Source organism: Ruegeria sp. BE3 (assembly GCF_056538865.1).
Genome location: NZ_JBQFTW010000003.1, coordinates 314778 through 339720, shown reverse-complemented (window position 1 = coordinate 339720; position 24943 = coordinate 314778). Strand labels below are relative to the sequence as shown.

Sequence of the window (24943 nt, the reverse complement as noted above, 5' to 3'; positions counted from 1 at the left end):
ATGTGGACGTTGCGCCAAATGAATCATCGTGGACAGGCCTTTTTGACCTATACAAGTCGCCCGAAATTCAGCGCTCAGATCGCGCCGATGGCCGAGCCTGAAAAAGATCTTGGGCCGATGGCGATTGTTATGCAGGGACCTATTGCCGAAGACGATGATGTCACGCTGGAAACAATGCGCATTTATAGGCGGACAATGCCTCAGGTCCGGCTTTATCTGTCGACATGGGATGACACCCCTGAACGTTTGCTAAACGCGCTGCGGCAGGAAGGGGTCAAGATTGTCCTGTCGGCCAAACCTGATATGCCGGGTTTTTCCAATGTGAACATGCAACTGGTCAGCGCCGGAGCGGGGGTTCGCAAAGCGCATGAGGACGGGGCGGAGTGGATTCTGAAAACGCGCACGGACCAGAGACTGTATCGTCACAACGTGATGGGTTTTTTGGCCAGCATGGCGCTGACTTTTCCTCCCAGCGGGGGCTTTGATCAGAAGCACCGCATAATTGGCGTCGGACATGGCACGCTGAAATACGCACCCTATCATTGGGGCGATCAGACTGTTTTCGGCCATGCTGAGGATATGCTGAAATACTGGACACCGGACTTGGTCAGTGCTCCACCGCCAGACCACTTCCCCGAGGCGGTCTCTGACATGTGGGATGAGATCCCAATTGTAGAGATGTGCAAACACGCGGTTGCGGAAAGCTATATCGCGTCAAGCTTTCTGACGCGGATCGGACGAAAGCTGGACTGGAGCGTCGAGGATAGCTGGGCTGCCTATCGCGATTGTTTCGCGGTCGCCGATTACGGTACAACTGATTTCTTCTGGTCGAAGGTACAGACAGGTACCTTGCGGGAATTTGTTAACCGCTATGATCTGCGCTGGATTCGGAATGAACTGACATTTTCAGACTGGATGATGCTTTACGCCGGGGCTGTGACGTCCGCGGACGCACGGAAATATGAAAAGGCGCTGTCTTTGAAGTTTATGGACGTCATTGAGCTGGAGACGACAACCTGAACTTGATCGCTGAATATTCCTGTTTGTGAAACAATGCTTGGATTTATTCAGATCAAGTAATGGTGCAGGTTCAAATGAGCGGAATTTGGTTCATATTAACTCCGCTTCCAATCATTATAGGACCGCTTGGGTTTGGCCGGGACTAGAATTGTATATGAATAGGCTCAGGGCTCATAACCAATAACTGACGAGAGCCGCGAGCGCGATGGCTGACAGGAAGTCCTTCGGGCATCTGTTGCCACACGCCTCCAGTCTTTGAGCCTACCAAACATGTTCTCCATCCGGTTGCGGCGTTTGTATCGGCGCTTGTCATACTTCACCGCTTTCTTTCGCTGTTTCCGGCGAGGGATACGGGCACGTATCCCTTTGTCTTTCAACGCTTCCCGGAGCCAATTGGCGCCATACCTGCAGTCTCCGAGTAACCATTCGACATCCGGAAGGTAAGCCCAAATGCCTTGCGTGCGCTTCAGGAAGAGGGTGATGTATTCGATTATGTCCTTGCCAGCGACATCCAGTATATCGCGGATTGGAGCGGGATAGCTGACTGGCCGGTGGCTGAGGATGATCGCGACAAGCCATTTGCGAGCGTCTTCGAGGTTTTGGTGAAAGACGAAGCGGCTAATCTGGGTGTTTTGAAACGCAATTCAGCCCCGTCATCCAGATGGGGCCTCAATACCCGATAAATCGAAGGCGCATACGGGCGAGGCTGTCATAACGTCCCACCAGCACGCGCGGGATCGCATAAGGGTTAACCTGCAGAGGATCGCATAGCTCTGATCCGAGCGCTGTTGCCGATGTGAAACCGGCCTGTTTCACCGCGTCTTGCAGCGCTGGGCTGTGGTTGCCGTTTGGATACGCAAAATGGTTGATGGGTTGTTCCGTCCACTTCTGCAACAGCTTCCGGGAGTCTTGTATACTTTGCATGGCTTCATCCAGCGGAATTTGGTCCAACAGGTTGTGGCAGTGACTGTGCGCACCGATGGTCACGTATGGCGATTGCGCCAACTCTCGCAGCTGCTCGCGCGTAAGCGGCGCAAGAGGTGTGACATCGACCTGAGATGGTCCGGCCTGTTGCAGAATTTCAAGGGTCAAAGCTTCGCGCAAGTCCGGGGCGACAGTTTTTAGCGTCTCTAGGATATCCGAGATCACCATCCATCTTGTAGCACCTGTTTCAGGGCCGATCTGCCAAGTTTTTGGCCCGTCGGCTTCGACGCGGATGGTCGTGACCCCTGGGTTTTGCAAGGCGTTCATGATCCGGTCAAACCAGTAGGGTTGTCGGCTTTCGATTTGCGCGGTCGCAATATAGAGCGTGACGGGCAGCGCCTCGGCTTCGACAATTGGCAACAGATGAGTGAACAGCCCCACATCTCCATCATCGAAGGTGATTACCACCCGGGGGCGCGATGCCGGGGCAGCTGGATCAAGCGCTTGATCGAGGCTGACAATATCGAAGTACTGACGCAAGAAAGCGATCTGCTGCTGAAAGTCCCGTGCGCGCGCAACGGTCCACGCATCCATCACCTCGGTATCCAAGCCAAGCGTGTGATAGCACAAAACCAGTGTTGGATTGGTGCGCAGGGCATGTGAACGCATTAATGTATAGGCTGGTCCGGTGCTAAGGACTGACAGTGCCGTTTGTTTCAACACTCCCATCGATCAGACCTGACCCTGATACAAGGCGCGCAGTTTTTCGACCTCGTGGGTAATGCTGTGACGCGCCGTGACCCGATCTAGCGCATCTTGGCCTATTCGCTTTCGGTCTTCCGCCGAAACGGACAGGGTGTTGCACATGGCTTCTACCAGAGAGCCAACATCTCCGGCCGGTACCAGCCATCCGGTCTTTTCTGGCTGAACCAGTTCGGGTATGCCGCCAACATAGGTTGATATGACGGGTCGGGCTTGTGCCATCGCTTCCATGATGACCACGGGAAGCCCTTCGATCAGGCTGGGCTGCACCAGAGTGTGGCAGTTTAGAATCTCGTCCCGAACCTGCTCTGAAGAGATCCAGCCCGTGATCCGCACCGCGTCTCCAAGACCCAGTGCTGCGATTTTATGTTCGATGGGCGCGCGAAGTTCACCATCCCCAGCCAATACCAGCCGCGCCTGAGGATGCAGTTTCAGAACTTTAGCGAAGGCATCAAGCAAAATCAGATGGGCTTTCTCGGGGCTGAGACGGCCAATGCACAACAGGACAGGATCGTCGACCACTTTGATCAAGGCAGGATCGGCAAAGGCGTCAGATTCCAATCCGCAATGAACAACTTTGAGTTTTGACCAGTCTTCGGACGCGACATGGCGCATCAACTGGCTGCGGCTGAAGGCGCTGATCGCAACGGTAAAACGTGCATTTGCGACCTTGCGGTCAAAGGCCAGTTTAGGTGCGTTGTCCGCTTCATCCATGCCGTGGATGGTAAAGCTGTACTCGGGGCCGCCTAATTGGCGGATCAGCAAGGCGACCTCTGCAGGGTTTGTGCCGAAATGTGCATGCAGGTGCGAGACCGGGTTTTCGTCCAGCCAGAGTTTGATCTGGCAGGCATGGGCGAGATAGATCAGGTGATAAGGCCAAGGGCGCATCGCGTTGCGCGACATGGACAGCGCAGATTTCAAAGCACGCCAGAATGGCCGGGGATTGCGTTGGGCATACTTGATTGCGGTCAGCAGCAACCTGCCTGCGCCATTTCCTAACGTATAGCGCGTTTTATGGCGCTCGGTTTCGTCCTGAGGGTCGGCGACTTCGGCATCCCAGCCGCGAAAGGCAAAACGCTCGACCTCAACGCCCTGCTTTTCAAGTTCGTTAATTTCACGCCGAATGAAGGTGTGACTTACTTTTGGATATTGGTTTGTCAGATAGGCCACACGCATTTGAAACACCTTAACACTAACTCTTCAAAGCCGCTGCTCGGGACCGAGGGAATAGGATCGAGTTCAGATCATCATTCTGTGGCGGCATAAGGGCAGAATGCTGAATTTTGAGATATGATCCAGATTTCAACGTATCGAAATATGCTATTTGTATTCGATAATCCCCGCTGGTTTCCCGCGCCATTGCCTGAGTTGGTATTCCAGAACGCCCATGGCCTCGGGGAAATTGCCTAGCACGAGAAAGAACGCATATTCCCACGCGGTTCTGTTTCCAGGGTTCTGGCGCAAGGCGATACGCAATACCTGAAGGGGAAAGAGCCCAAATCCCAGAAGTGCCCAGGGCGATATCAAAGCAGCCGCCAGCAATAATGTCAGGGGGAGCATTACGCCCCAGGCCAGAATGCGTTTGACCGCTCGGACGCTGTGGCGCTCCGGAGGGGCGCCATGCAGTGCGGCGCCTTCGGCAAAGGCATGGCCACTGCGTCGGGCCCGTTTCCACCATTGGCTCAGCCGGGTCATATCTGCATCGTGCAGCGTCATCTCTTCATCCAATCGCCAGACTCGCCATCCTTCGGCCCGCAATCGCACGCAAAGCTCTGGCTCTTCTCCAGCAATCATGGTGTCGCGGTAGCCACCGACCTGGCTCAGGGCCTCTACACGCATCATCGCGTCCCCGCCGCAGGCATCGGATTGGCCCACTGGGGTGTCCCATTCCATATCGCAAAGCCGATTATACACCGTGCCATCAGGAAACCGCTCGCGCCGTCGACCGCAGACCACGGCGGTTTTGGGATTTTCTGACAGAAATTGCGCGGCGGATTGGAACCACCCTGGCTGAACGACACAATCTCCATCGACGAACTGAACGAAATGGATGTTCTTATCAGCGATTAATGTGCGAAACCCGGTGTTACGCGCGCGCGCAGCTGTAAAGGGCTGATCCAGATCGAGCTCAACCACCTCAGCACCAGCTTTTTGTGCGTTTGCGAGGCTGTCATCGGTCGATCCCGAATCAACATAGACGATTTTTCCGATATTTGCGGGAATCGAATCTAGGCAGGACACCAATCTGCTGCCTTCATTTCGCCCGATTACGACGGCACCAATGCCTGAAATCTCATCCATAGCGTCTCCGGACGTAGGGAAAATCAAATAAAATCGGCGTGTTTGTGCCCATATGGCAAAAAATTGCGCTGCAAATTGCTTGTCGTCAACGTTGTGCCGATCCTTAACTTGCACTGTCAAGCAAATTGAAACAGTTCAGGGTTAAGGATTGCGGTTGTACCGCAGTATGATGGGCGAGCAGTAACTATGTGGAATCATTGGGGCATTAGCGCCATGCAGCGGCTTGAGTGCGCGCGTGGAATATTGTGCCTGAATGGTCGTCCAGAAGGCCTGAAAAAGGGCTTCAAACACAGTACGCATGTTGTTCCTAGTATGTGGGCGAAGACCGCGGCAGCTGTCGCCCGACATAGTTTTGCCGCACTTGAGCCTCGCTGAGGCCAGCAAGTGGAAACAATCATCCCGAAACATCGGGATTTGAGCAAACGGGCGTAGCTATGAGTCTGAACGCAGAATATTTCACCCTGAACTCGGGATATACCGGGCTGGCGGATGTCGATTTTGATGCAGAGCCAACGGCGACATCGACGGTCGATGCCTTGGACATCCAGCGGATGCGCGGAGCATTCTGGGAGGGTGGTGCGAAGAACTACTTCGCGGCGCGCTATTTCGGTGATCTCAACGTGATCGAAGCTGGCCGGTACACGTTTTATCTGAAATCCGACAGCAACGCGATGCTCTATATCAACGGTGAGTTGGTTGCTGAAAACGCCGGTGGACGGGGTGGTCGCAACAGTGAGATTACCTTGGATCTGGATGCTGGCGCTCATGACATCGAGATTCGGTACTTCGATGGCCGCGGTCGGTCGACCCTGCAGCTGGAATGGGAAGGCCCTGACAGCGATGGGAAGCGCGAGACCATCACCGGTGATGCACTGTCGAAGGGCGAGAAACCCGTAGACGTGGATCAGACCGATGGCGATGCGGGCGACAATGGTGACACAGATAGTGGCGACCAAGGTGCGGGTGACGACACGGGCGACCAGGATACCGGCACTGATACCGGCGACCAAGACGCAGGCGATGATACGGATACCGATACCGGTGACCAAGGCGCAGGCGACGACACGGGTACCGACACCGGTGACCAAGATGCGGGCGACGACACGGACACTGATGCCGGCGACCAAGACGCAGGTGACGATACGGGCACTGATACCGGCGATCAGGGCGCAGGTGACGATACGGGTACCGACACCGGTGACCAAGGCGCGGGCGACGACGCAGACACCGATAACGGCGACCACGATACTGGCGATGATGGCCACACTGGCGACGGTGATCAAGATACAGATACCGGAACCCAGACGGGGCGTCAGGGGCTGCGGGGCGAATACTTTATTTTGCCCGACTTCATCAGCAACCTGAACGAAGTTGATTTTGATGCAACGCCCGACGGAGAAGGATCCGTCGAAAGCCTGAGTTTCATGGGAGGGCAGGACCCGTTCTGGGAAGGCGGCCCAAACGATTTGTTTGCGGCGCGATATGCAGGCCAACTCAACGTGCAAGAGGCCGGGACGTATACGATCTATCTGACATCGGATGACGGTTCGGTTCTGTATATCGATGGCGAGCCTGTAATCGACAATGATGGATTGCATGGGACGCTTGAGCAGCGCGTGTCGCTGGACCTGTCGGCCGGTGTGCACGACATCGAAATCCGCTATTTCGAAGCCTATGGTGAAGCGACACTCCAACTGGAATGGGTCGGTCCGGACAGCGATGGCCAGCGCGAAGTGATTGGTGGCGAAGCGCTGGGTTACCCTGAAAGCACCAGCGATGACGGAGATTCCGACAGCGGTGACCACGGCGCAGGTGATGATGACGACGCTGACAGTGGTGACCAAGATGCGGGTGATGATGACCACACTGGTGATGGTGACCACAGCACGGGCGATGACGATTCCGATTCTAGCGATGGCACGGGCGCAGGTCGTCAGGGCTTGCTGGGCCACTATTTCCTACTTTCAAAGTCGGTAGATAGCATTCAAGAGATCGATTTTGAGGCGACACCTTATGGAACGGGTGCGGTGGAAAACCTGAGCTTCATGAATGGTCAAGAGCCGTTTTGGGAAGGCGGTCCGGGCGACTTGTTTGCAGTACGTTACTCGGGCAACCTGAATGTGCAGAAGGCGGGGACCTATACGTTCTACCTGAACTCGGATGATGGCTCAGCGCTTTATATCAATGGTGAGCCTGTAATCGACAATGACGGCTTGCATGCAACACGTGAACAGCGCGTGACACTGGAGTTGTCGGCGGGTTCGCATGACATAGAAATCCGTTATTTTGAAGCTTATGGCGATGCGACACTTCAGTTGGAGTGGGCTGGTCCAGATAGCGATGGTCGCCGCGAAGTGATCGGTGGCGACTCGTTGAGCTATTCCGAAAGCACGAGTGATGGTAGTCACACGGGTGGAGATCATGACACGGATGCTGGTGATCACACTGGCGGTGATGACCAAAGTTCAGGCGATGACGGCCACACCGGCGGCGATCATGGTACGGATGATGGCGACCACACTGGCGGTGATGATCAAAGCTCAGGCGATGACGGCCACACCGGCGGAGATCATGGCACTGATGATGGCGATCACACCGGCGGTGATGACCAAAGCTCGGGCGATGACGGCCACACCGGCGGCGATCATGGTACGGATGATGGTGATCACACTGGCGGTGATGACCAAAGCTCGGGCGATGACGGCCACACCGGCGGCGATCATGGTACGGATGATGGCGACCACACTGGTGGCGACGACCAAAGCTCGGGTGATGACAGTCACACCGGCGGTGGCTCGCATGGTGGTCATAGTGACGGATACATTCCACCACCTACAAGCCCTGATGAGGTTGACGACTACGTAGCCGCAGTGATGGCACAGCCCGACGCGCATCCACATGGCGGGGATGAAAGCCGTGCGGTTGAGCACGTGGCGCTCATGGATCTCGTACCGCGTTCAGAGGCTACCCATGTCGCGATTAGCGACGGTGACTGGTTCGACCCGAATACATGGCATGAAGGCCGGATTCCGGATGCGGGTGCTCAGGTACTGATCCCCGAAGGTATCTCGGTCGTTTATGCCGGCGAAAGTGACGAGTCCCTTTTCACCGTACGTGTGGATGGCGAGCTTTCCTTTGCGCATGACGCAGACTCGAAGATCCTGGTGGACACCATGGTTGTTTCCGGGACGGGTCGTCTGGAGATCGGAACCGAAGAAAATCCGATTGCCGACGATGTGGATGTTGAGATCGTGATTGCCAACAATGGTGATATCGATGTCGGCTGGGATCCGATGCTGTTGTCCCGTGGCGTAATCTCGCACGGACAGGTCGAGATTCATGGCGCTGAAAAAACCAGCTTCCTGACGGTTGATGATGCGCCGATGGCTGGCGACACTGAAATCACGCTGAGTGATATTCCCGAAGGCTGGCAGGTTGGCGATAGCATCGTTTTGACGGGTACACACAAGGAAGGCTGGTACTGGGATCAGGCGGCTGGATCGGTAATTCATCACGAAAGCCAAGATGAAGAAGTCGTTATCACTGGCATCAGTGGAAATACGATCACTATTGATCGCCCGTTGGAACACGACCACGATACGCCGCGTGACGATCTTTCCGCTTATGTTGCGAACACTTCGCGCAATATCACGTTCTCCAGTGAGGATGGCGAAGATACTGCTGTTCACCACCGCGGGCATACGATGTTCATGCACTCGGATGATGTGGATGTACGCTATGCCGCCTTTGACGATCTGGGACGGACCGATAAGTCGGAGCCGGCGTTCAGTATCGACTCGATTGGCACTGTACAGCCAGATTCGAACGTTCAGGGCCGCTACTCTTTCCACTTCCATCGGACCGGGATCGAAGATCGGGATGATCCCGCGATTGCGATTGGTAACTCGGTCAGCGGATCTCCGGGTTGGGGATTTGTGCATCACGATAGCAATGCGACCTTCACGGACAATGTGGCTTGGGATATCTTTGGTGCCGCCTTTGTTGCAGAGGATGGTAATGAGACAGGTGTCTGGTCACGCAATATCGCAATCAGGACCGAAGGCGTGTCCTACGGCGAATCCCAGGTAAAGCTGCAAAGCGATGTTGAGCGGCATGACAATGGGCGGACCGGCGAAGGCTTCTTCTTCGCTGGGCGTCTGGTTGAAGCCTCAGATAACGTGGCTGCAAATACCACGCATGGATTTGTCTGGATGACTCGCGGCCAGCTACGTGACCCGCTCGGTGAAAACCTGGATCAACCTGAACTTGCCTATGGCAACGAGTATTTGCGCCTTGACCAAGCACCGATCCAAGGGTTCGAGAACAACGAGGCCTTCGGCACTGAAGTTGGCCTGATCGTGATCAAAAATGGTCCGGATCAGAGTCATGATGTCCGATCGGTTATGGATGGTTTCACGAATTGGGAAACTACTCGTGGCGTCGACTTGTCTTATAGCTCCCACTACACGTTGATCGATTTTGACCTCTTGGCCACTCAACAACCTGGTCAATATCCTGAAATCGGCTTCCAATTGGGCGGAAACGCATTCGATATCGTCTCTAACGGTATGACTATTGACGGCTTTGCAACTGGAGCGAACCTGGATCAACCCTTCCATTTCGGTTCGAATGGCGAAGACTACGACGATGTGTTTATCGATCTGGTCATGGCAAACAACGGGACCAACTTTGTCGGGTACAACGAGGATCGCCATTCGATCCTGAGTTCAGATGATCTGGTTGAAGGCCGGCTTGGCTTTGTTCTGGAAACGGATACCGTAATCTCTGAAGGCGAGAACCTCCATCTCAGCGGTACAAAAACAGATTCGATCGGTAGCCGGGATCGTGACTTCGAGGGTGATCAGCATATTCTATGGTGGCACTGGGATATCGCTCAGTTCATTGCAACCGAGGGGTACTACAAGACTGAATCGGGCGAGAATGTTCTGTTGCTAGAAGACTTCGTATCAGATCGTGCGACCGGTGAGCTTCATAAGATGACCCACGTCATCACGCTCGATATGACGGATCAGCAGATCGCGAATTCCTGGTCCATCAATGATTGGGGCGGCGCGCAGTATAACGGCGTCGTGTCGTTCGACAATGTGAACCCCACTGCACAGGATGACTCGGCGTCAACGAATGCTGGTATGGCGGTTTTGATCGACGTTCTGTCGAATGACTCGCATGCTGGTGGCGATGACCTGCGCGTCGATGGCCTGTCCACGACACCGAACGGCAATGTTTATGTTCAGGATGACGGGCAGTTGCTTTACGTCCCGAACCCGGATTTTGTCGGAGTTGATACATTCGACTATTGGGCCGGCGATGATGATGGGGACTTTACCCGCGCGACCGTTACGGTCGAGGTCTTCGATATGTAATTGAAGAAGAGCCCGGTACATGATTTCGACCGGGCTTTTCAAAACTTGCATCAGACAAAATAATAGCGGGCTCTGGTTTCTCAGGGCCCGCTTTTTTATGGTTCAACGTTTGTATTGAGGTTTTTCTGTTCTCGAGGCAGAGGCTATACGGGGTGAAACTGCAATTCTTGGTCGCAAAACTCGAATGGCGGCGATGGCAAGAAATACAACTATTCCGGTAGCAGAATAGATCACCAAAGCGACCCACACACCAAAGCCCATCGCTAGTGCGGTGATACCCGCCAGCAAAGCAAAGCAAATGGCAATTCCCAGTGCCCCAACCACGTAGTAACCTGCGCTCCGGCCTTTGAAACATGTCTATCTTGAGTAGATGCACCTACCTTGACCACGAACAGAGTCAAGTTAGATGGGACTTCATACGCGCAATGAACCGCCGGTGAGCGGCGAGTCTTTGCCGTTCCTGTCCTTGTTCAGCTCCGCCTACACTTTGTCAAAAGACTGAGGCGATGATCAACGTAAAGTAGAAGTTCAACTTCTCCCTCAGTTCGAGCAAACAACCCCTTGTGATCTATACATCAACGATACGGCACGAGATTGAATTCGGGCTTTGCCTTGGTTTGAACCAGATTATCTATTACCAGCGTTTGAAAGCTGCCGTCGCTTTTGCAACATGACTGGTTTTTTGGGTTCAATATGTTCTGAATTGTTCGATTTATCAGTAACATCGCAACAAGAGTGTTTTGTATTTGTTTATCTCACCGAAGGGAATTTCCGGCCTCGACGCCGCCGCCATCGGATCATTGAGAAAGGGTTGAATAATGAAGGTGGAATTGACGCCGCTGGCCGGGCTTGTGATCCTGACGCCTGATCGCTTTGCCGATGAGCGCGGGTTCTTCAGCGAAAGCTGGAATTCTGCGCGGTTGCGCGAACACGGGATCAATGTGGATTTTGTGCAGGATAATCACTCACTGTCGCGCCAGTCGGGTACGGTGCGCGGCCTTCATTTTCAATCACCTCCTCATGCACAGGACAAGCTGGTTCGGTGCAGCCGGGGAAGGTTGTTCGATGTTGCCGTCGATATCCGAAAGGGAAGCCCGACATATGGTCAGTGGTTCGGTGCCGAGCTGAGTGCAGAAAACGGGCGCCAGATGCTGGTGCCACAGGGATTCCTGCATGGGTTTGCCACATGCGAACCGGATACGGAAATCTGTTACAAGTGCAGTGACTACTATGCGCCTGAGTGCGATGGTACGGTTCGGTTTGATGACCCCGAGATCGGGATCGATTGGAACCTCGGTGGACCTGCGATCTTGTCGGCGAAGGACGAAAGTGCGCAGCGTTTTGCGGAGTTCAAAAGCCCCTTCGCGTGGGAAGGATAAGTTATGAAGTTGTTGGTTACTGGTGGGGCCGGATTCATCGGGTCTGCAGTGGTGCGGTTGGCCATAGCGCGTGGGCACGAGGTGGTGAACATAGACGCTCTGACCTACGCGGCATGTCTGGAGAATGTGGCCAGCGTTGCCGATGACCCCAGGTACAGTTTCGTTCACGCCGATATCCGGGATCGCAGTGCTATGGATAAAGCGCTTGAAACGCACCAGCCTGACGTAATCATGCATCTCGCGGCGGAAAGCCATGTGGACCGATCCATCGATGGCCCCGGAAATTTCATCGATTCCAATATTTCCGGGACTTACACGTTGTTGGAAGCTGCTCGGAAGAACTGGATCGCTCGTGGCAAACCTGAAGGGTTCCGGTTTCACCATATCTCGACGGATGAGGTGTTTGGCAGTCTTGGTCCGCACGGGTTGTTCACGGAAGATACTCCTTATGATCCCCGCAGTCCCTATTCTGCCTCCAAAGCGGCGTCGGACCATCTGGTGCGTGCTTGGCATGAGACATATGGCTTGCCTATCGTGCTGACGAATTGCAGCAACAATTACGGGCCTTATCATTTTCCTGAGAAACTAATCCCGGTGGTGATCCTGAACGCCTTGGCGGGTAAAGCGCTACCAATCTATGGCACTGGCTCGAATGTGCGTGACTGGCTCTATGTCGAAGATCACGCGGATGCGTTGCTGCTGGTGGCCGACAGGGGGCAGAACGGTCGATCCTACAATATTGGCGGCAACAACGAACGCTCTAATCTTGAGCTGGTGCGTGGCCTGTGCGCCATCCTGGATGAGTTGCGTCCAAAACCGCAGGGCAGCTATGCCGAGCAGATTACATTTGTGCCTGACCGGCCCGGTCATGATGCGCGTTATGCAATCGATGCGTCTCGGATCTGCGATGAGTTGGGCTGGAGCCCGTCCGTAACGCTTGAAGAAGGGCTGCGCCGAACGGTCGAGTGGTATCTTGCCAACGAAGAATGGTGGCAGGCGCTGCTGGACCGGCACAATGTCAGCGGCAGGTTGGGGGTCGCGACGTGATTTTGGTCTTTGGCAGCTCTGGTCAGCTGGCGTGCGAACTGGCGCCGTTGTCAGAGGTCGAATGTGTGTCGCGGTCTGATGCCGATCTGACGGATCCCGATGCATGTTCTGGAATCATCGCAAACAGAAATCCCACCGCGGTGATCAACGCGGCCGCATATACAGCCGTGGACCGGGCAGAAGAGGAAGAAGAACTTGCCACCACAATCAACGCCGCCGCGCCAGGGGCGATGGCAGGTGCATGCGCTGTGCTGGGCATTCCTTTTGTCACGATCTCGACGGACTATGTTTTTGACGGCAGCGGGCAAAAACCCTGGAACCCGGCTGATCCAGTCAATCCTCTTGCGGCCTATGGGCGATCTAAGCTGGCCGGTGAGCGGGCGGTCGCTGCAACAAACGCTCAGGCCACAGTTTTACGTACGTCCTGGGTGGTGTCATCGCATGGGAACAACTTCGTCAAGACCATGCTGCGCTTGGGAGAGGCGCGCGACCACTTGGCGGTGGTTGCAGATCAGATCGGTGGTCCAACTCCGGCACGGGATCTGGCACAGGCTTGCCACCAGATCGCATGTCAAATGCGTGCAGATCCTCAAAAGCGTGGCCTTTATCACTACGCAGGATATCCCTCCGTCAGTTGGGCTGATTTTGCGCGCGAGATTTTTGATCAGGCGCAACTCGATTGTGATGTGATTGATATCCCTAGCTCTGATTACCCCACACCGGCGCGCCGCCCCTTGAATTCGCGATTGGACTGTGCGGATACTGAGCGGGTTTTTTTCATCAGCCCTCCAGATTGGCGATACGGGCTGGCCGATATTTTGAGTGACCTGAAGGGATAGTACCAGTGACGGAACGCAAAGGGATCATCTTGGCCGGAGGATCGGGCACGCGCCTTTATCCAATCACCGAAGGTGTGTCGAAGCAGCTTTTGCCAATATATGATAAACCGATGGTCTATTATCCGCTCAGCGTTTTGATGTTGGCGGATATCCGTGAGATCTGCATCATCACGACGCCTCAGGATCAAGAGCAGTTTCAGCGCGCGCTGGGTGACGGCAGCCAATGGGGCATATCGCTCAGCTATGTTGTGCAACCCAGCCCGGACGGGTTGGCACAAGCCTATATTTTGGCAGATACGTTCCTAAGCGGTGCCCCAAGTGCAATGGTGCTGGGTGATAACATCTTCTTTGGTCACGGTTTGCCCGAGTTGTTGCTGAAGGCCGATCAGTCTGCGTCCGGCGCAACGGTGTTCGGGTATCACGTGAATGATCCGCAGCGTTATGGTGTGGTCGATTTCGATGATCAGGACCGCGTGCGTGCGATCATCGAAAAGCCTGAGTCTCCGCCATCGAATTATGCCGTGACGGGGCTTTACTTCCTGGATGGATCAGCGCCCGAACGTGCACGGAAGGTGGTGCCGTCTGGTCGGGGTGAATTGGAGATCACCAGCCTTCTGGAACAATACCTGCTTGAGGATCAACTCGAACTCATCCGCATGGGTCGTGGATATGCCTGGCTTGATACTGGAACACATGGCAGCCTGCTGGACGCAGGAAATTTCGTTCGCACGCTGCAGGAACGGCAGGGGTTGCAGACCGGATGCCCCGAGGAGATTAGCTATCAAAAAGGCTGGATTACGCGCGAACATTTGGCCGAACGGGCCGAAGCGCTCGCGAAAAATGGTTACGGTCAGTATCTTGCCAATCTGATCGCGGGTTGAGCCTGCCCGGCCTTATCCTTGTGGAACGCCGGTTGGGGCATAGTTGGTGACAACATCCCAGACGATTTCCTGCATCAGGAGCGCGACTTCAGGCCCGGGGTCATCCGCGTCGCTTCCGTCAGCCCGTTTCAATTGATGCGGCAGTCCCACAGGTGATTTCTGGTAGAGCACCGCGTAGTGGGTCAAGGCCACCAGATAAGCCCCAAGATCGTTGTAGTGGATGCTATCCTGCGTACCGTCATCGTTTTTGGCAAAAAGGTCCTCGCGGCGCTGGATCGGGCCGACGCCGCCCCGATCTTCGACCTCACGTACGAAACGGGCAAAGACCTGACCGGCCGGGATCACATAGATCGGGTTGGGCATGTCGTCATAGGCCATTGCGCGCTGTAGGATTTCCGTCTCCCAATAGCGGTCAAGGTCCAGATCCAATCGTTCGAGCCAACCTTCCTGATCGTCCAACGGATGCCAGGTCTCGTAAAGATAAACGCGCGTATCGGGATTGGCTTTCCAACCGGCCTGTGCCCAGCGATGCAGATAATCGCCGCTGTCCATGTATTTGATTGCATCGCGAATTTCGACCATCTCGGTCAAAACCAGCGCGTCATAATCACCTGTCGCGACGGCCTCATGCGCATCGCGGTACCGAGGATGGTCGTTTTCGACATCGAACCCGTTGATCACCTCATCAGGTTCCCAATGCGCCTTGAGCGCTGTGCCCCAGCCCAACTGACTGTTATAGCTGTGACCTTCATCAGCAAGCTGTTCGAGCATGAACGGCATGTTGCGAGCAACGAGGCTGTGACCGATGTGGAATACCGCCTGAGGCCCGGGCGAAACATGAACGGGGGTTTGGTAGAGTTCGTTGAATTCTGATTTCTCGATGGGTTTGGGGCTGCCGCATTTGCCAAGGCTGCCGCAGGCGGCAAGCGTCAACAGAAGGCCGGGGGACATAAACCGTTTGAAACTCTTAAACATCACATACCCTAATTTAGAAGTATCGAGCCTGTATTACTTTTCGGATATAGGTTTGCTCGCTGATCCTGACAAAACTATTTTTTTGACATGGGCGCGGTAATAAATGTGCTGCAATTAAATTGAAACGCCCCTGGTGACGCAAAGCGAGAAAGTCGCCAGAGGGGCTCTAATCGTTGGCTAAAACGTGGCATTCGCCAAAGACTACACCCCGAAACGCGAAGGTGTGATCTTGATAACGCTCAATGATATGAGCACTTTGCTTGTAATTGTTCGGGTTCTTGATCATGACCCACCGATTTCTGTGATCAAATCCGAAAAAGTATTCCGTCACCAGGTAGCCCGACGGAATACTTGATCACTGGTTCTTGGGGGGGCGTGTCAGTAGCCCGTTGCCCGTACGACAACACCAACGGTTGCGTAGAGAATACCAATGTCGGTTTTTAGGGTCAGGTCTTCGGCATACGACGTATCGAAGTCGGCACGGCTGGCGAAGGTGCTCGCATTGCGTTCGGATACCTGCCACGAGCCGGTCAAACCCGGGCGTAGCGAGAAATAGGCTTTGCCCGGATACAGAGCACGCTGCTCCGGCATCATCGGGCGCGGACCCACTAAGCTCATCTCACCGATGAGTATGTTCCACAATTGCGGCAGCTCATCGAGGGATGTTTTGCGCAGAATATGACCAAACGACGTGATCCGAGGATCATCCTTGAGCTTCTGAGTCTGTTCCCATTCCAGCCGCGCCAAGGTGTTCTTGGCCAGGTAATCTTCCAGAAGAGCATGTGCATTCGGGACCATGCTGCGCAGCTTCCACATGGTGAAGATACGCCCATTCTTGCCAACACGGCGTTGCCCATAGAACGGGTTGGCGCCATCCGTCGCGACGATTGCTGCAAGCACCAGAACGATGGGCAGCACAATCGGCATTGCGAGCAGCACGATTGCCACATCAAGGACGCGCTTGAACAGGTTTTTGTAAATTCGCGTGGGGTTGGTCGAATTCCGACCCGTCTGTTGAACAACTTTCCGGTGACCACGCTTACCGGGAATACTCGTATCCTGAATAGTCATTTTTTTAACTTTCAAACCAAAGCCGAAATATGGCCTCACCTACCTGACACACACCAAGCCATTCAAAACAACGTGACCCAGCAACACTTACACATATATGAGCATTCGTATCCGGATCAAGCCAGCATGATTGCTCACGATTCATGTTTACACTATCTTAACGAACTCTACAAATGTGCATTGCCACAAAAAAGGTGAATTCTTGTCTTCATAGGTAGTAAGTTTTGTCCGAACTGCCGCATTGTTTCCAGATAGATGGCTTGCCTCGTGTTATGGTTGATCCAAGCATGCTGGAAACCCGTGCTTTATTCCTCTTGGTGGGCCTGAAATCGCCATAAAGCTGATGGGCACAAAGATTCGGTTGCGCGGTATCGCATGTCAAAGTTCTTGGTTCATTCTTATCTCAGACGCGTTTCTTACGGATGTTGAGCGGATATTGCGACGCGGCGTGCTGTGAGGCGATATCTGCTGTGTCAGCAACCTGCTCAGTCTGAAATTGCCTGCTGGTAACGTATCCGGTCAAAGAACCGGCTATCAGCCACGTAATAGGCGTAAGGCCTGAGTTCGGAATAAGATCAACGAGGTTTGCAGCCAACGCAAGGCTCAGACCCGCAGTGGCATAAGGTATCGGCCTTGGAAGTCCTTTTGACATCCAGAAGAACAAGGGGAATGTTAACAATCCGAAGCGAGTTATGTAACCAAGCCAGCCAAAATGCCCGAAAAACGCCACCCATATACCGTCAATTATGACGATGTTTCGACCAGTCTCGGGATCAAATAACGCGTTTCGGTCATAGCCGCCCCATCCGAGAAGCGGTTTTTCTTGTGCGCGATCTAAGAGGAGATTTTCGTTTGCGATGCGAAAATCAAAAGAGGCTGCACGTTCGGGATCAATAGTGTTTGCGAGCTCTGATATATGCTCGATGGGTATCCAACCCAGACTGCGCAGCATTGGGAAAATCAACACAATGACTCCGATAGTGGTTGCCACTCGCATCATGGTGCGGCTGCTTGCCAACAGAACAAACGGTAGCAACACCAGTGTAATCATCAGCGCACCCAAGGATTTCACAAAAAACAACGTAATCAACATCCAGACCAATGCCAGAGACCAGATGAGCGAGTTGGACGCAGTAAGTTTTGAACGCCTCAACATTGCCGCACAGGCAATGGTGGCCACAGAGAAATATATGCCCAAAACCAATCCATGGGTAAGAAAGACAAGTGGGCGAAACCCTCCGGCTCTAATGTGTTGGTCAAAGGCATGTGGGAAGAAGCCGTAGATCCATACATTCAATTGCGGGCTCATACGAACTTCAAAAAGTGATGGCAGTGAGTAGAGCAGCCCGGCAAACGCCAGCAGACCAAGCAGCAACCGATGATCTGTTGCTGATCTAAGATATCTCCAACCCAATACATAAGGTATAACCATCGTCAGTGAGCTTAGGATGATCGAAAACGCATCATAGATGCGTAGTGCAGGTAAGAATATTGGCCCGATTTGCACAGGCGCTTGATTGGTCAGAACGGTGCCGAACGCAGCTAAACACATAACGATTATCAGGGCTAGGACGGTGTTCGTGCCAAACTTAGATGTCGAATGCGCAACATATTTGTCATCGGCAGTGATTGTTGCACCAGAAGAATTGGTTGGCCTGTCTTTCAGAACGACAGACAAAACAAGAGCGGTCAGCGCAGGCAGAAGCGATTTGTCGATCACGGGCAAAAGCGGCAGGTCCAACTCAACCTCGTTCGGCAGGAATAGGTAACCGGCAATGATGGTCAGGATGATGGCTTTGTTTCGTTCCAAATTCAGGAACAAGATCAAAGCCACAACTGGGAACGAGTACAGAACAAAATGTGCGAATAGATTTGGCATTGGAGTTCTGTCTTTCGCGAGCTGATACGCTGCTAGGGCTGTTGGGCGGCTAGTGAGGTGCCGGATTTAGATGCACATCTTCTTGACAATAGTTCGGGAATGCAACGTATCACGGTCATGACCAGCGCCCAAATGGGTTTCACATAAATCACGTTCTTGCGTTTTGCGGTCGCGCGGACGATGGCCGAGGTTAAGCACATCGAAATCGTGCAGAGTGACTTGAACTTGATACCTGATCTCAAGGTCTTCTTTGGCGGTGATCAGGGATTCCGAATTACGGGCGGCCAGTTGAATGGGATGTCCAAGCGCCGCGTAGCTGTGGGCAGTCGCAAGGGCGATATCGGAGCGCGCGCCAAGGATTAGGACCGGAACATTGCTCATAGTTTCAGCCTTTCTGATTGTACCGAGGCAAAGCCTTTGCGCCCATATATCCGGTTCCAATCCATGATCGAGTCCAGCGGGTAAAAGTAGCTGTTCCAGTTCACATAGCTGGTCGCGCTGCCACGTTGACCGTTCCAGTAATAAAGCGCGTTAAACGCCCGGACAGAATACTTGTTCAAACAAAAGCCCGGGAAGTTGAATGGAACCCTCAGTTTTTGGGCGGCAACGGAAGGGAAGGGGTTCGTGCTGTGCTTGCCGGGTAATTCATCCCACGTTGCACGTTTCCCCAGCATAACCAGAGACCGCCCCAAAGCGTCGCCAGTGCTTAGGCAATCGATCCATGCGACCGAATAGGTGGCATCGAGAGATCCCTCGAAAAGATCAATCGCCGCATCGAGGTTCTGCGCGACGTGGGTTGTTTGCCGGATCCAGCCGGTCTCCACGGGTCGCAGCCGCAATGCGACGCGTAGGATCACGCCTGTCAGGCCCATCCCGCCAATCGTCCACTCGAACAGCTCGGAATTCTCGTTGCGGGAACATCGCGTCACCGTACCATCGGCGATCATCACGTCGAGCCAGTCAATACAGTTCCCGAATGATCCATAGATATGGTGGTTCTTACCGTGCACATCGGCAGCCACCATCCCGCCCAAACTTACGAAACGGGTGCCCGGTGTCACCGCCGGAAACCAACCGCGGGGCAAGAAAGCTGCGATGATATCGGACAGCAAGACACCAGCTTCGGCAATCAACTGGCCGCTCTTGGGATCGAATGACAGCATGTGATTGAGCTTGCGCATTTCGATCGTATTGGTGCGGCTTAGCGCGCTGTCGCCATATGCGCGTCCGTTTCCTCTGGCGATGGCGTTTGATGCCATCACGGCCTGTCGCACCTCGTCTTCGTTGCCGGGTTTACTGATATCGCAGTCGACCACCGTGTAGTTTCCCCATCCAGAAAGCTTCATCTGGAAGCTCCGATCGAAAGCGAAGAATCGGTGAAGACAAACCGACGATCCAGATTGAATTTCACAACGTACCCAATCGCCAAACCCAGAACGGCCCCAAGCTCTCGCATGAGGTCGGTTTGCCAGATCAACCAGAATGCCGTTTCCATACCCCAGAAGATTGCGGTGGTGACAATCCCCATCGCGGTATAGGCCGAAAACTTCTTGCTGTGGTCGGACACGCCTGCACCCAGGTCGTAGAAGATCCAACGCTTGTCCAGAACGTACTTCAGCACTGGCCCTACTGCGGTTCCAACCAGAATCGCGGGGATCAACGCGTTATCGCCGATAGTGGCGAAAACGACCCGTTGTGCTCCAAGGTTGGCGAGCGTCGCGAGGACAGCAAAGAAGGAATAACGTAGAATGAGCGTTCGCAAACTCACAATACGGTGCCTCCTAACGCCAGCGCGGCAATCAACAGAAAGCGGATCTGCCTGTCGTTTGACAGCCGCCAGAGAGAAAAAGAGAAAGATCAAAATGCGAGCAGCAACATCGACAATACGGTTCCAATAGCAACCCCGCCTGCGACGATCCGTACGGTATAGAGACCGGCAAGCATACAAACACCAACAATAAGTTTGCGTTTCAGCGTGATGGAATATGCGGTGGTGATCCCGAAATAGATCAGCATCACCCCGAAGAACGCCAGATTGGTCAAGGCGGCCAGAAAAAAACCACCAAACAACAAGCCATCCAAAGCCCATGCGAAACCGGGATTGCACCCGACGCAAAGGGGCGATTGCGCTTTCGGGGATGCGCGCGATCGGCCTTGAGGTCCAGTAGATCATTTACGACATAGACGCTCGAAGCGATCAGACAAAAGGACATAAAGGCGAGCAGGCTGTCGCCGATTATCTCGGGCGCAAAATTATGCGCGGCGATCATCGGCAGAAACACTAGGATACTCTTGAGCCATTGATGCGAGCGTAGCGCTTTGAGATGGGCCCTGCGTGAAACGGTACCGGTTATCAGATGTTCAATGGTGCAGCCTAGACGAGCCACTTTGCCACCTGCCGCATCCGAGGCGTTTACTGTGGCCGCCAGATCGGCGCTGCTGTCGCCAATATAGGCAAAGCCGTTCGCCCCATATTTTTTGTTGAAGAAAGCTGGCCTTGTTGCAGCCCTTCAGACTTACTTCCCCTTCCGAGCCGTAAACCTAATCTAACAGGCCGATAGGGGTCGCAATCTGGTCTGCGATGCGCTAGTCCGAGGCGGTCACCAATGCCACCTTCTTTCCCGCGTCGCGCCAGGATTTGATATAGTCCATGACTTCTCGATCGTAGGGCAAAGCATCGACCTGAACCTGACCTTTGTCTTGCAGAGCCGCTTTCAATGCGGCCTGACCTTTGATCAATGCAAGGGGCCTGCGAACAATGTGCTCGAGTCCTGCGAGAGTGCAGACCAGAAAGTTTCGTGCAGCATATCTGATGCGATCAGGGTTCCATCCAGATCGACAACCCGAACCGGATCGACAGACTAGGTTCCTTCGCTGTTCGAGAGAGCCGCCTGACTTGTCATCTAATCCGCCTCCGTCAAAAAGCGCCAATTGCCGGTGCACATATCTTCGAGATCAAGTTGTGCTTTGAAGCCAAGGATTGCCTTGGCTCGTTCGATTGCGGCGCAGGAGATCGCAGGATCACCATCGCGACGTTCCGTGATTTGATAAGCAATAGGGCGGCCAGACACCTGTTCATAGGTCTTGACGACATCCAACACACTGTAACCCATACCTGTCCCCAGATTGACACAGTGATTGCCAGTTTCACCGAACAATGCGTCAAGCGACAGAACATGACCCCGCGCCAGATCGAGGACGTGTATGTAATCGCGGATTCCTGTGCCGTCAGGGGTCGGGTAATCGCCGCCAAAGATCTTGAGCTCGATCATCTGTCCTAGCGCGACCTGCGCGATGACCGGCACCAGGTTGGTTGGCGGCTGGCTTGGGTCTTCGCCGATCAAGCCCGATGGATGTGCACCTACTGGGTTGAAATAGCGCAGGATGCCAATCCGCAGTTCGGGCGATGCATTGGCAAGGCTTGTTAGAAACTCCTCACCCACACATTTTGTCTGCGCATAGACGCTCTGAGGTGAGGCTGGAGTTTCCTCGGCGATGGGCATCGTTTCCGGGTTGCCGTAAATCGCTGCGCTGGATGAGAACACTATGTGCTTAACGTTATGCGCCTTCATTGCAGACGCAATGTTGTAGAGACCGATGCAATTCGTCTCAAAATAGCCCATCGGGTTGCTTTGACTCTCAGGTACGCTTTTGAGAGCGGCGAAATGTACGACCGCATCGAACCTACCGGCTGCAAATACCTGCGTTACCTCGGCGGCGTTTCGAATATCACAATCAAAAACGCGCGTGGGGTTTTCGGTGATCTTCGCCAGCCTGTCGGGTACGTCCCTGCGCGCATTTGCGAAGTTGTCCAGAATCCAGACGTCATAGCCAGCCTCGTTTAGGGCCACATAAGTGTGCGACCCGATGAAGCCTGCACCACCAGTCAACAGAACACGTTTTTTGTTGGCTTCAGTCATCGTCCACGGGTCCATTCCATAGTGCTGGGTCCCATGCGAACAAAGATTTGTAACGTCAAATAGACCATAAAGCTAATAGGCGCTTCGAATATCAAACGCAGAAGTTCCGCTATGGTCAGTGGTTGTTTGGTGTCATTGCGCATGAGTTCGGGGTATAGGCGGCGGATTTCTTCCACACCTGCATCCTGTCGGCGTCGGACACGGATAAGGTTGCGAAAGCCTTCGACCATGGGCCAGTGATATTTGGCAGGCACTTCGACCCGTTGGTCGGGTGAAAAGCTCAGCCGTACAAACGTATCATCCGAAATTATGTCAGGGAATTGCCCCCAACATTTCCTGCCTTCCGCGTTTACCGAGAAGACGCCGGCCCCAACGGCCCCCCCGCGCACGAATGGCAGACGAACCCAGAAATCTGAATATCGACGCGTGACCCATGTTGTCGGCGGGGCTACCTGCAAAGTGCCCGTCGCGTAGAGCGGTCGCGGCTGATCCAGAACCGCGCGCAACTGTCCCAATAACTCCGGATCGCAGCGCACATCGGCATCCAGATAGATTGTCGAGCAACCTGTCTTGACCATGTCACCCTGATTGAATGCGTTGGGCTTGCCCGGCTCGTCGATTTTGAGCAGCACCAGCCGCCAGTTGCGATCCTCGAAACGTGCTCCATAGTTCGAGACAATCTCGACAGTCCGGTCAGTGCAGGCGTTTGCGGCGACTATGACCTCAACACGCCCAGCGGTTTGATCCTGTTGCAACAGAGCGTTCAGGCAGTCGCCGATATACCCCTCTTCATTATGGGCAGCGATATTGACGCTCAGGATGGCGTCTGGGTCAGTCGTGCTCCAATCCTCGCCGGACAATATGATTTGCTCGGAAGGCATCGCTACTTGTCGCCAAAAGGATCACGATAGACCCCGAGTTTTTGTTTGAGCAGTGCCCACAACACAGGTGGTTCGTGCACGACATACCGATGCCAACGCTGCCGTGGTTCTTTGACTAGACGATAGAGCCATTCGAATCCCCATTCGGTGATCCATGATGGTGGGCGCTGGAAGGTGCCCGCCTCATAGTCAATGGTTCCGCCCAACGGCAAAAACAGCCGTATGTTGGGCATTCGGTCGCGGTATTTCATGATAAACTTTTCCTGACGCCCACCGCCAAGGCCCACCAATAGAACACTCGCGCCGGAGTCGTTGATCCGTTCGATCATTCGATCGATTTCGGCGGGGTCGTTTTCATAATCAAAGGGCGGGGCATCTGTTCCCACAACAAACTGACGCCCTGTCTTGGCGTTTATGCGTTCGGCCGCGATGTCAGCGATCCCTGGCTTGCCGCCGCACAGGAACACGGTCACGTCCGGGTTGTCCTTGTGGTGCATATAGAATTTTGGAAAATAGTCTGACCCCGAGACCCGCTCAGACACCGGGGTTCCAAGAAATTTGGTTGCGAAATACAGAATCTGGCTGTCGCAAGTGATTACGTCGAACTTGTCGAAAATCTCAAGAAACTCGCGATCCTTTTGCAGCTTCATGATCATGTCGACGTGCAAGGTCAGGATCGTGCCTTCGTTGAAGTTCTTGACGAGATCGTCCATGGAAATGTCATGGACGTAGACATTCAGCACGTCGACCCGAGGATAATCGTGGCCAGTGGCCCCTTCGGTCATACCGATCGATGTTCCGTCAGCCATCACTCGACCTCTCCCATGTAATGATCCACCAACTGTTTCGTATGGCGGATGTTACCTGCGCTGGACGCTCCAAAAACCAGCGCTTCAACCCCCGGAAGGCCCGCGATCCACTCAATCGCTTCTTCGGCAGGGATGGCCCCAGACGCATAGACAGACATGGCGATGGCCCGGACCCGGCCTGATTTGAGCGCTTCGAGATAGGCATCATAACCGCCCGACATGCGAAAGCCGATCTTGTTGATGTTCGAACATATGATCGGGCGCTTGATACCTTCAGATTCCAGGGCCTGAAGCAACATCGGCATGTTCATCGTTATATAGGCGGGTTCGGCCCCGTGTTTTTCACGGATGTGATCGTCGAAAATGCGCAAGGCGCGGGTAAATCCCATCCCCAGCAGCAGATCAGTGAAAACGTTTTGAACGAAGATGACCGGGGTTTTTAGCCCGGCAAACATCTTCATCTCCATGTCGATCAGAACCTTTGCCATTCCATCGACTTCTTTTGTGGCCAGCGCTTTACCTCCGGCCAGTGCAGTCGAAAACAATCCGTCATCGGGCATAAACTGCCGCAAAGCGCCGATCATACCATGTTCGGTGACAGCATTTGCGTATTTGTGCGCATATGGCATGCATGGATAAAACGTGAAATCCGAGTATCGGGAGGGATTGGCCCGAACACGATCTGCAATCTCAGAGATCCTGTCGTGAGTGGTGCACATGAAGGTGCGCACGCCCGCATCATATGCGATATCCAGAACGTCCATGATCGCGTCGGTTTTCTGAAACCGCATTGCTTGGGCGCGGGCTTTTTCTTCGGACATGTGGTTGATGCCGAAGAACTGATTGTCGCCGAACAGCAGTTTATCCATGA

23 protein-coding genes and 1 pseudogene are annotated in these 24943 nt (G+C 54.0%); 7 read left to right on the top strand and 17 right to left on the bottom strand.

Annotation, left to right across the window (positions count from 1 at the left end):
* The first annotated feature begins 18 nt into the window (after positions 1 to 18).
* Positions 19 to 1020 carry a WavE lipopolysaccharide synthesis family protein gene (locus ACR0AZ_RS11220; protein ID WP_480472331.1) on the top strand — a complete coding sequence of 334 codons (1002 nt, stop codon included), beginning with the start codon at positions 19 to 21 and terminating at the stop codon, positions 1018 to 1020.
* A gap of 171 nt (positions 1021 to 1191) precedes the next feature.
* Here ACR0AZ_RS11220 and ACR0AZ_RS11215 read toward each other — a convergent pair.
* A pseudogene (locus ACR0AZ_RS11215) lies at positions 1192 to 1460 on the bottom strand (transposase); the annotation flags it as partial.
* Between the two features lie 15 nt (positions 1461 to 1475).
* On the opposite strand from ACR0AZ_RS11215, the gene ACR0AZ_RS11210 reads away from it, so the two are divergent.
* On the top strand, positions 1476 to 1703 hold the full coding sequence (locus tag ACR0AZ_RS11210; RefSeq protein WP_480472332.1) for a hypothetical protein: 228 nt from the start codon (positions 1476 to 1478) through the stop codon (positions 1701 to 1703).
* Here ACR0AZ_RS11210 and ACR0AZ_RS11205 read toward each other — a convergent pair.
* The 3 genes from ACR0AZ_RS11205 to ACR0AZ_RS11195 all read right to left on the bottom strand — a co-directional run bounded on the left by ACR0AZ_RS11205 (position 1690) and on the right by ACR0AZ_RS11195 (position 5007).
* Positions 1690 to 2613: a polysaccharide deacetylase family protein gene (locus ACR0AZ_RS11205; RefSeq protein ID WP_480472333.1), complete on the bottom strand. Its 924-nt coding sequence runs from the start codon at positions 2611 to 2613 to the stop codon at positions 1690 to 1692. The genes ACR0AZ_RS11210 and ACR0AZ_RS11205 overlap by 14 nt on opposite strands.
* 63 nt (positions 2614 to 2676) lie before the next feature.
* Entirely contained in the window at positions 2677 to 3882 is a 1206-nt protein-coding gene (locus ACR0AZ_RS11200) for a glycosyltransferase family 4 protein (RefSeq protein ID WP_480472334.1), read from the bottom strand.
* Between the two features lie 144 nt (positions 3883 to 4026).
* Complete coding sequence (locus ACR0AZ_RS11195; RefSeq protein ID WP_480472335.1) at positions 4027 to 5007, bottom strand: glycosyltransferase family 2 protein; 981 nt, start codon at positions 5005 to 5007, stop codon at positions 4027 to 4029.
* 434 nt (positions 5008 to 5441) lie between these two features.
* Here ACR0AZ_RS11195 and ACR0AZ_RS11190 point away from each other — a divergent pair, with 434 nt between their 5' ends.
* The 5 genes from ACR0AZ_RS11190 (at position 5442) to rfbA (ending at position 14537) form a co-directional block, all read left to right on the top strand.
* Entirely contained in the window at positions 5442 to 10391 is a 4950-nt protein-coding gene (locus tag ACR0AZ_RS11190; protein WP_480667462.1) for a PA14 domain-containing protein, read from the top strand.
* A gap of 818 nt (positions 10392 to 11209) precedes the next feature.
* The gene (gene rfbC, locus ACR0AZ_RS11185) at positions 11210 to 11770 is read left to right on the top strand and encodes a dTDP-4-dehydrorhamnose 3,5-epimerase (protein ID WP_480472338.1); all 561 of its coding nucleotides are present in this window, start codon (positions 11210 to 11212) and stop codon (positions 11768 to 11770) included.
* Positions 11771 to 11773: 3 nt separating this feature from the next.
* Entirely contained in the window at positions 11774 to 12817 is a 1044-nt protein-coding gene (rfbB, locus tag ACR0AZ_RS11180; protein WP_480472340.1) for a dTDP-glucose 4,6-dehydratase, read from the top strand.
* Complete coding sequence (rfbD, locus tag ACR0AZ_RS11175; RefSeq protein WP_480472342.1) at positions 12814 to 13656, top strand: dTDP-4-dehydrorhamnose reductase; 843 nt, start codon at positions 12814 to 12816, stop codon at positions 13654 to 13656. Before rfbB ends, rfbD begins: the two co-directional genes overlap by 4 nt.
* Before the next feature lie 5 nt (positions 13657 to 13661).
* Positions 13662 to 14537 carry a glucose-1-phosphate thymidylyltransferase RfbA gene (gene rfbA / locus ACR0AZ_RS11170; RefSeq protein ID WP_480472344.1) on the top strand — a complete coding sequence of 292 codons (876 nt, stop codon included), beginning with the start codon at positions 13662 to 13664 and terminating at the stop codon, positions 14535 to 14537.
* A 12-nt stretch (positions 14538 to 14549) separates the two neighbouring features.
* Here the strand turns inward: rfbA and ACR0AZ_RS11165 are convergent, their stop codons facing one another.
* The 13 genes from ACR0AZ_RS11165 to ACR0AZ_RS11105 all read right to left on the bottom strand — a co-directional run bounded on the left by ACR0AZ_RS11165 (position 14550) and on the right by ACR0AZ_RS11105 (position 24941).
* Positions 14550 to 15512, bottom strand: a complete 963-nt coding sequence (locus tag ACR0AZ_RS11165) for a hypothetical protein (protein WP_480667461.1) — start codon at positions 15510 to 15512, stop codon at positions 14550 to 14552.
* A 378-nt stretch (positions 15513 to 15890) separates the two neighbouring features.
* A complete protein-coding gene (locus tag ACR0AZ_RS11160; RefSeq protein ID WP_480472348.1) occupies positions 15891 to 16583 on the bottom strand; it encodes a sugar transferase in 693 nt (230 codons plus the stop codon).
* 403 nt (positions 16584 to 16986) lie between these two features.
* Complete coding sequence (locus tag ACR0AZ_RS11155; protein ID WP_480667460.1) at positions 16987 to 18462, bottom strand: hypothetical protein; 1476 nt, start codon at positions 18460 to 18462, stop codon at positions 16987 to 16989.
* Positions 18463 to 18528: 66 nt separating this feature from the next.
* On the bottom strand, positions 18529 to 18843 hold the full coding sequence (locus tag ACR0AZ_RS11150) for a hypothetical protein (protein ID WP_480667459.1): 315 nt from the start codon (positions 18841 to 18843) through the stop codon (positions 18529 to 18531).
* Positions 18840 to 19808, bottom strand: coding sequence for an FAD-binding oxidoreductase (locus ACR0AZ_RS11145; protein WP_480667458.1), 969 nt, complete (start codon positions 19806 to 19808; stop codon positions 18840 to 18842). The genes ACR0AZ_RS11150 and ACR0AZ_RS11145 overlap by 4 nt, the downstream gene beginning before the upstream one ends.
* Positions 19805 to 20230 carry a GtrA family protein gene (locus ACR0AZ_RS11140; protein ID WP_480667457.1) on the bottom strand — a complete coding sequence of 142 codons (426 nt, stop codon included), beginning with the start codon at positions 20228 to 20230 and terminating at the stop codon, positions 19805 to 19807. Before ACR0AZ_RS11140 ends, ACR0AZ_RS11145 begins: the two co-directional genes overlap by 4 nt.
* Positions 20231 to 20319: 89 nt before the next feature.
* Positions 20320 to 20532: a hypothetical protein gene (locus ACR0AZ_RS11135; protein WP_480472358.1), complete on the bottom strand. Its 213-nt coding sequence runs from the start codon at positions 20530 to 20532 to the stop codon at positions 20320 to 20322.
* Positions 20502 to 20675, bottom strand: coding sequence for a UbiA family prenyltransferase (locus ACR0AZ_RS11130; RefSeq protein WP_480667477.1), 174 nt, complete (start codon positions 20673 to 20675; stop codon positions 20502 to 20504). The genes ACR0AZ_RS11135 and ACR0AZ_RS11130 overlap by 31 nt, the downstream gene beginning before the upstream one ends.
* A 373-nt stretch (positions 20676 to 21048) precedes the next feature.
* The gene (locus ACR0AZ_RS11125) at positions 21049 to 21201 is read right to left on the bottom strand and encodes a hypothetical protein (protein ID WP_480472362.1); all 153 of its coding nucleotides are present in this window, start codon (positions 21199 to 21201) and stop codon (positions 21049 to 21051) included.
* Between the two features lie 164 nt (positions 21202 to 21365).
* Positions 21366 to 22382: a UDP-glucose 4-epimerase GalE gene (gene galE, locus ACR0AZ_RS11120; protein WP_480472364.1), complete on the bottom strand. Its 1017-nt coding sequence runs from the start codon at positions 22380 to 22382 to the stop codon at positions 21366 to 21368.
* Positions 22379 to 23263, bottom strand: a complete 885-nt coding sequence (locus ACR0AZ_RS11115; protein WP_480667456.1) for a glycosyltransferase family 2 protein — start codon at positions 23261 to 23263, stop codon at positions 22379 to 22381. The genes galE and ACR0AZ_RS11115 overlap by 4 nt, the downstream gene beginning before the upstream one ends.
* 2 nt (positions 23264 to 23265) lie before the next feature.
* The gene (locus ACR0AZ_RS11110) at positions 23266 to 24072 is read right to left on the bottom strand and encodes a WecB/TagA/CpsF family glycosyltransferase (RefSeq protein WP_480472368.1); all 807 of its coding nucleotides are present in this window, start codon (positions 24070 to 24072) and stop codon (positions 23266 to 23268) included.
* Positions 24072 to 24941 carry a hypothetical protein gene (locus tag ACR0AZ_RS11105; protein ID WP_480472370.1) on the bottom strand — a complete coding sequence of 290 codons (870 nt, stop codon included), beginning with the start codon at positions 24939 to 24941 and terminating at the stop codon, positions 24072 to 24074. The genes ACR0AZ_RS11110 and ACR0AZ_RS11105 overlap by 1 nt, the downstream gene beginning before the upstream one ends.
* Positions 24942 to 24943 lie beyond the last annotated feature (2 nt).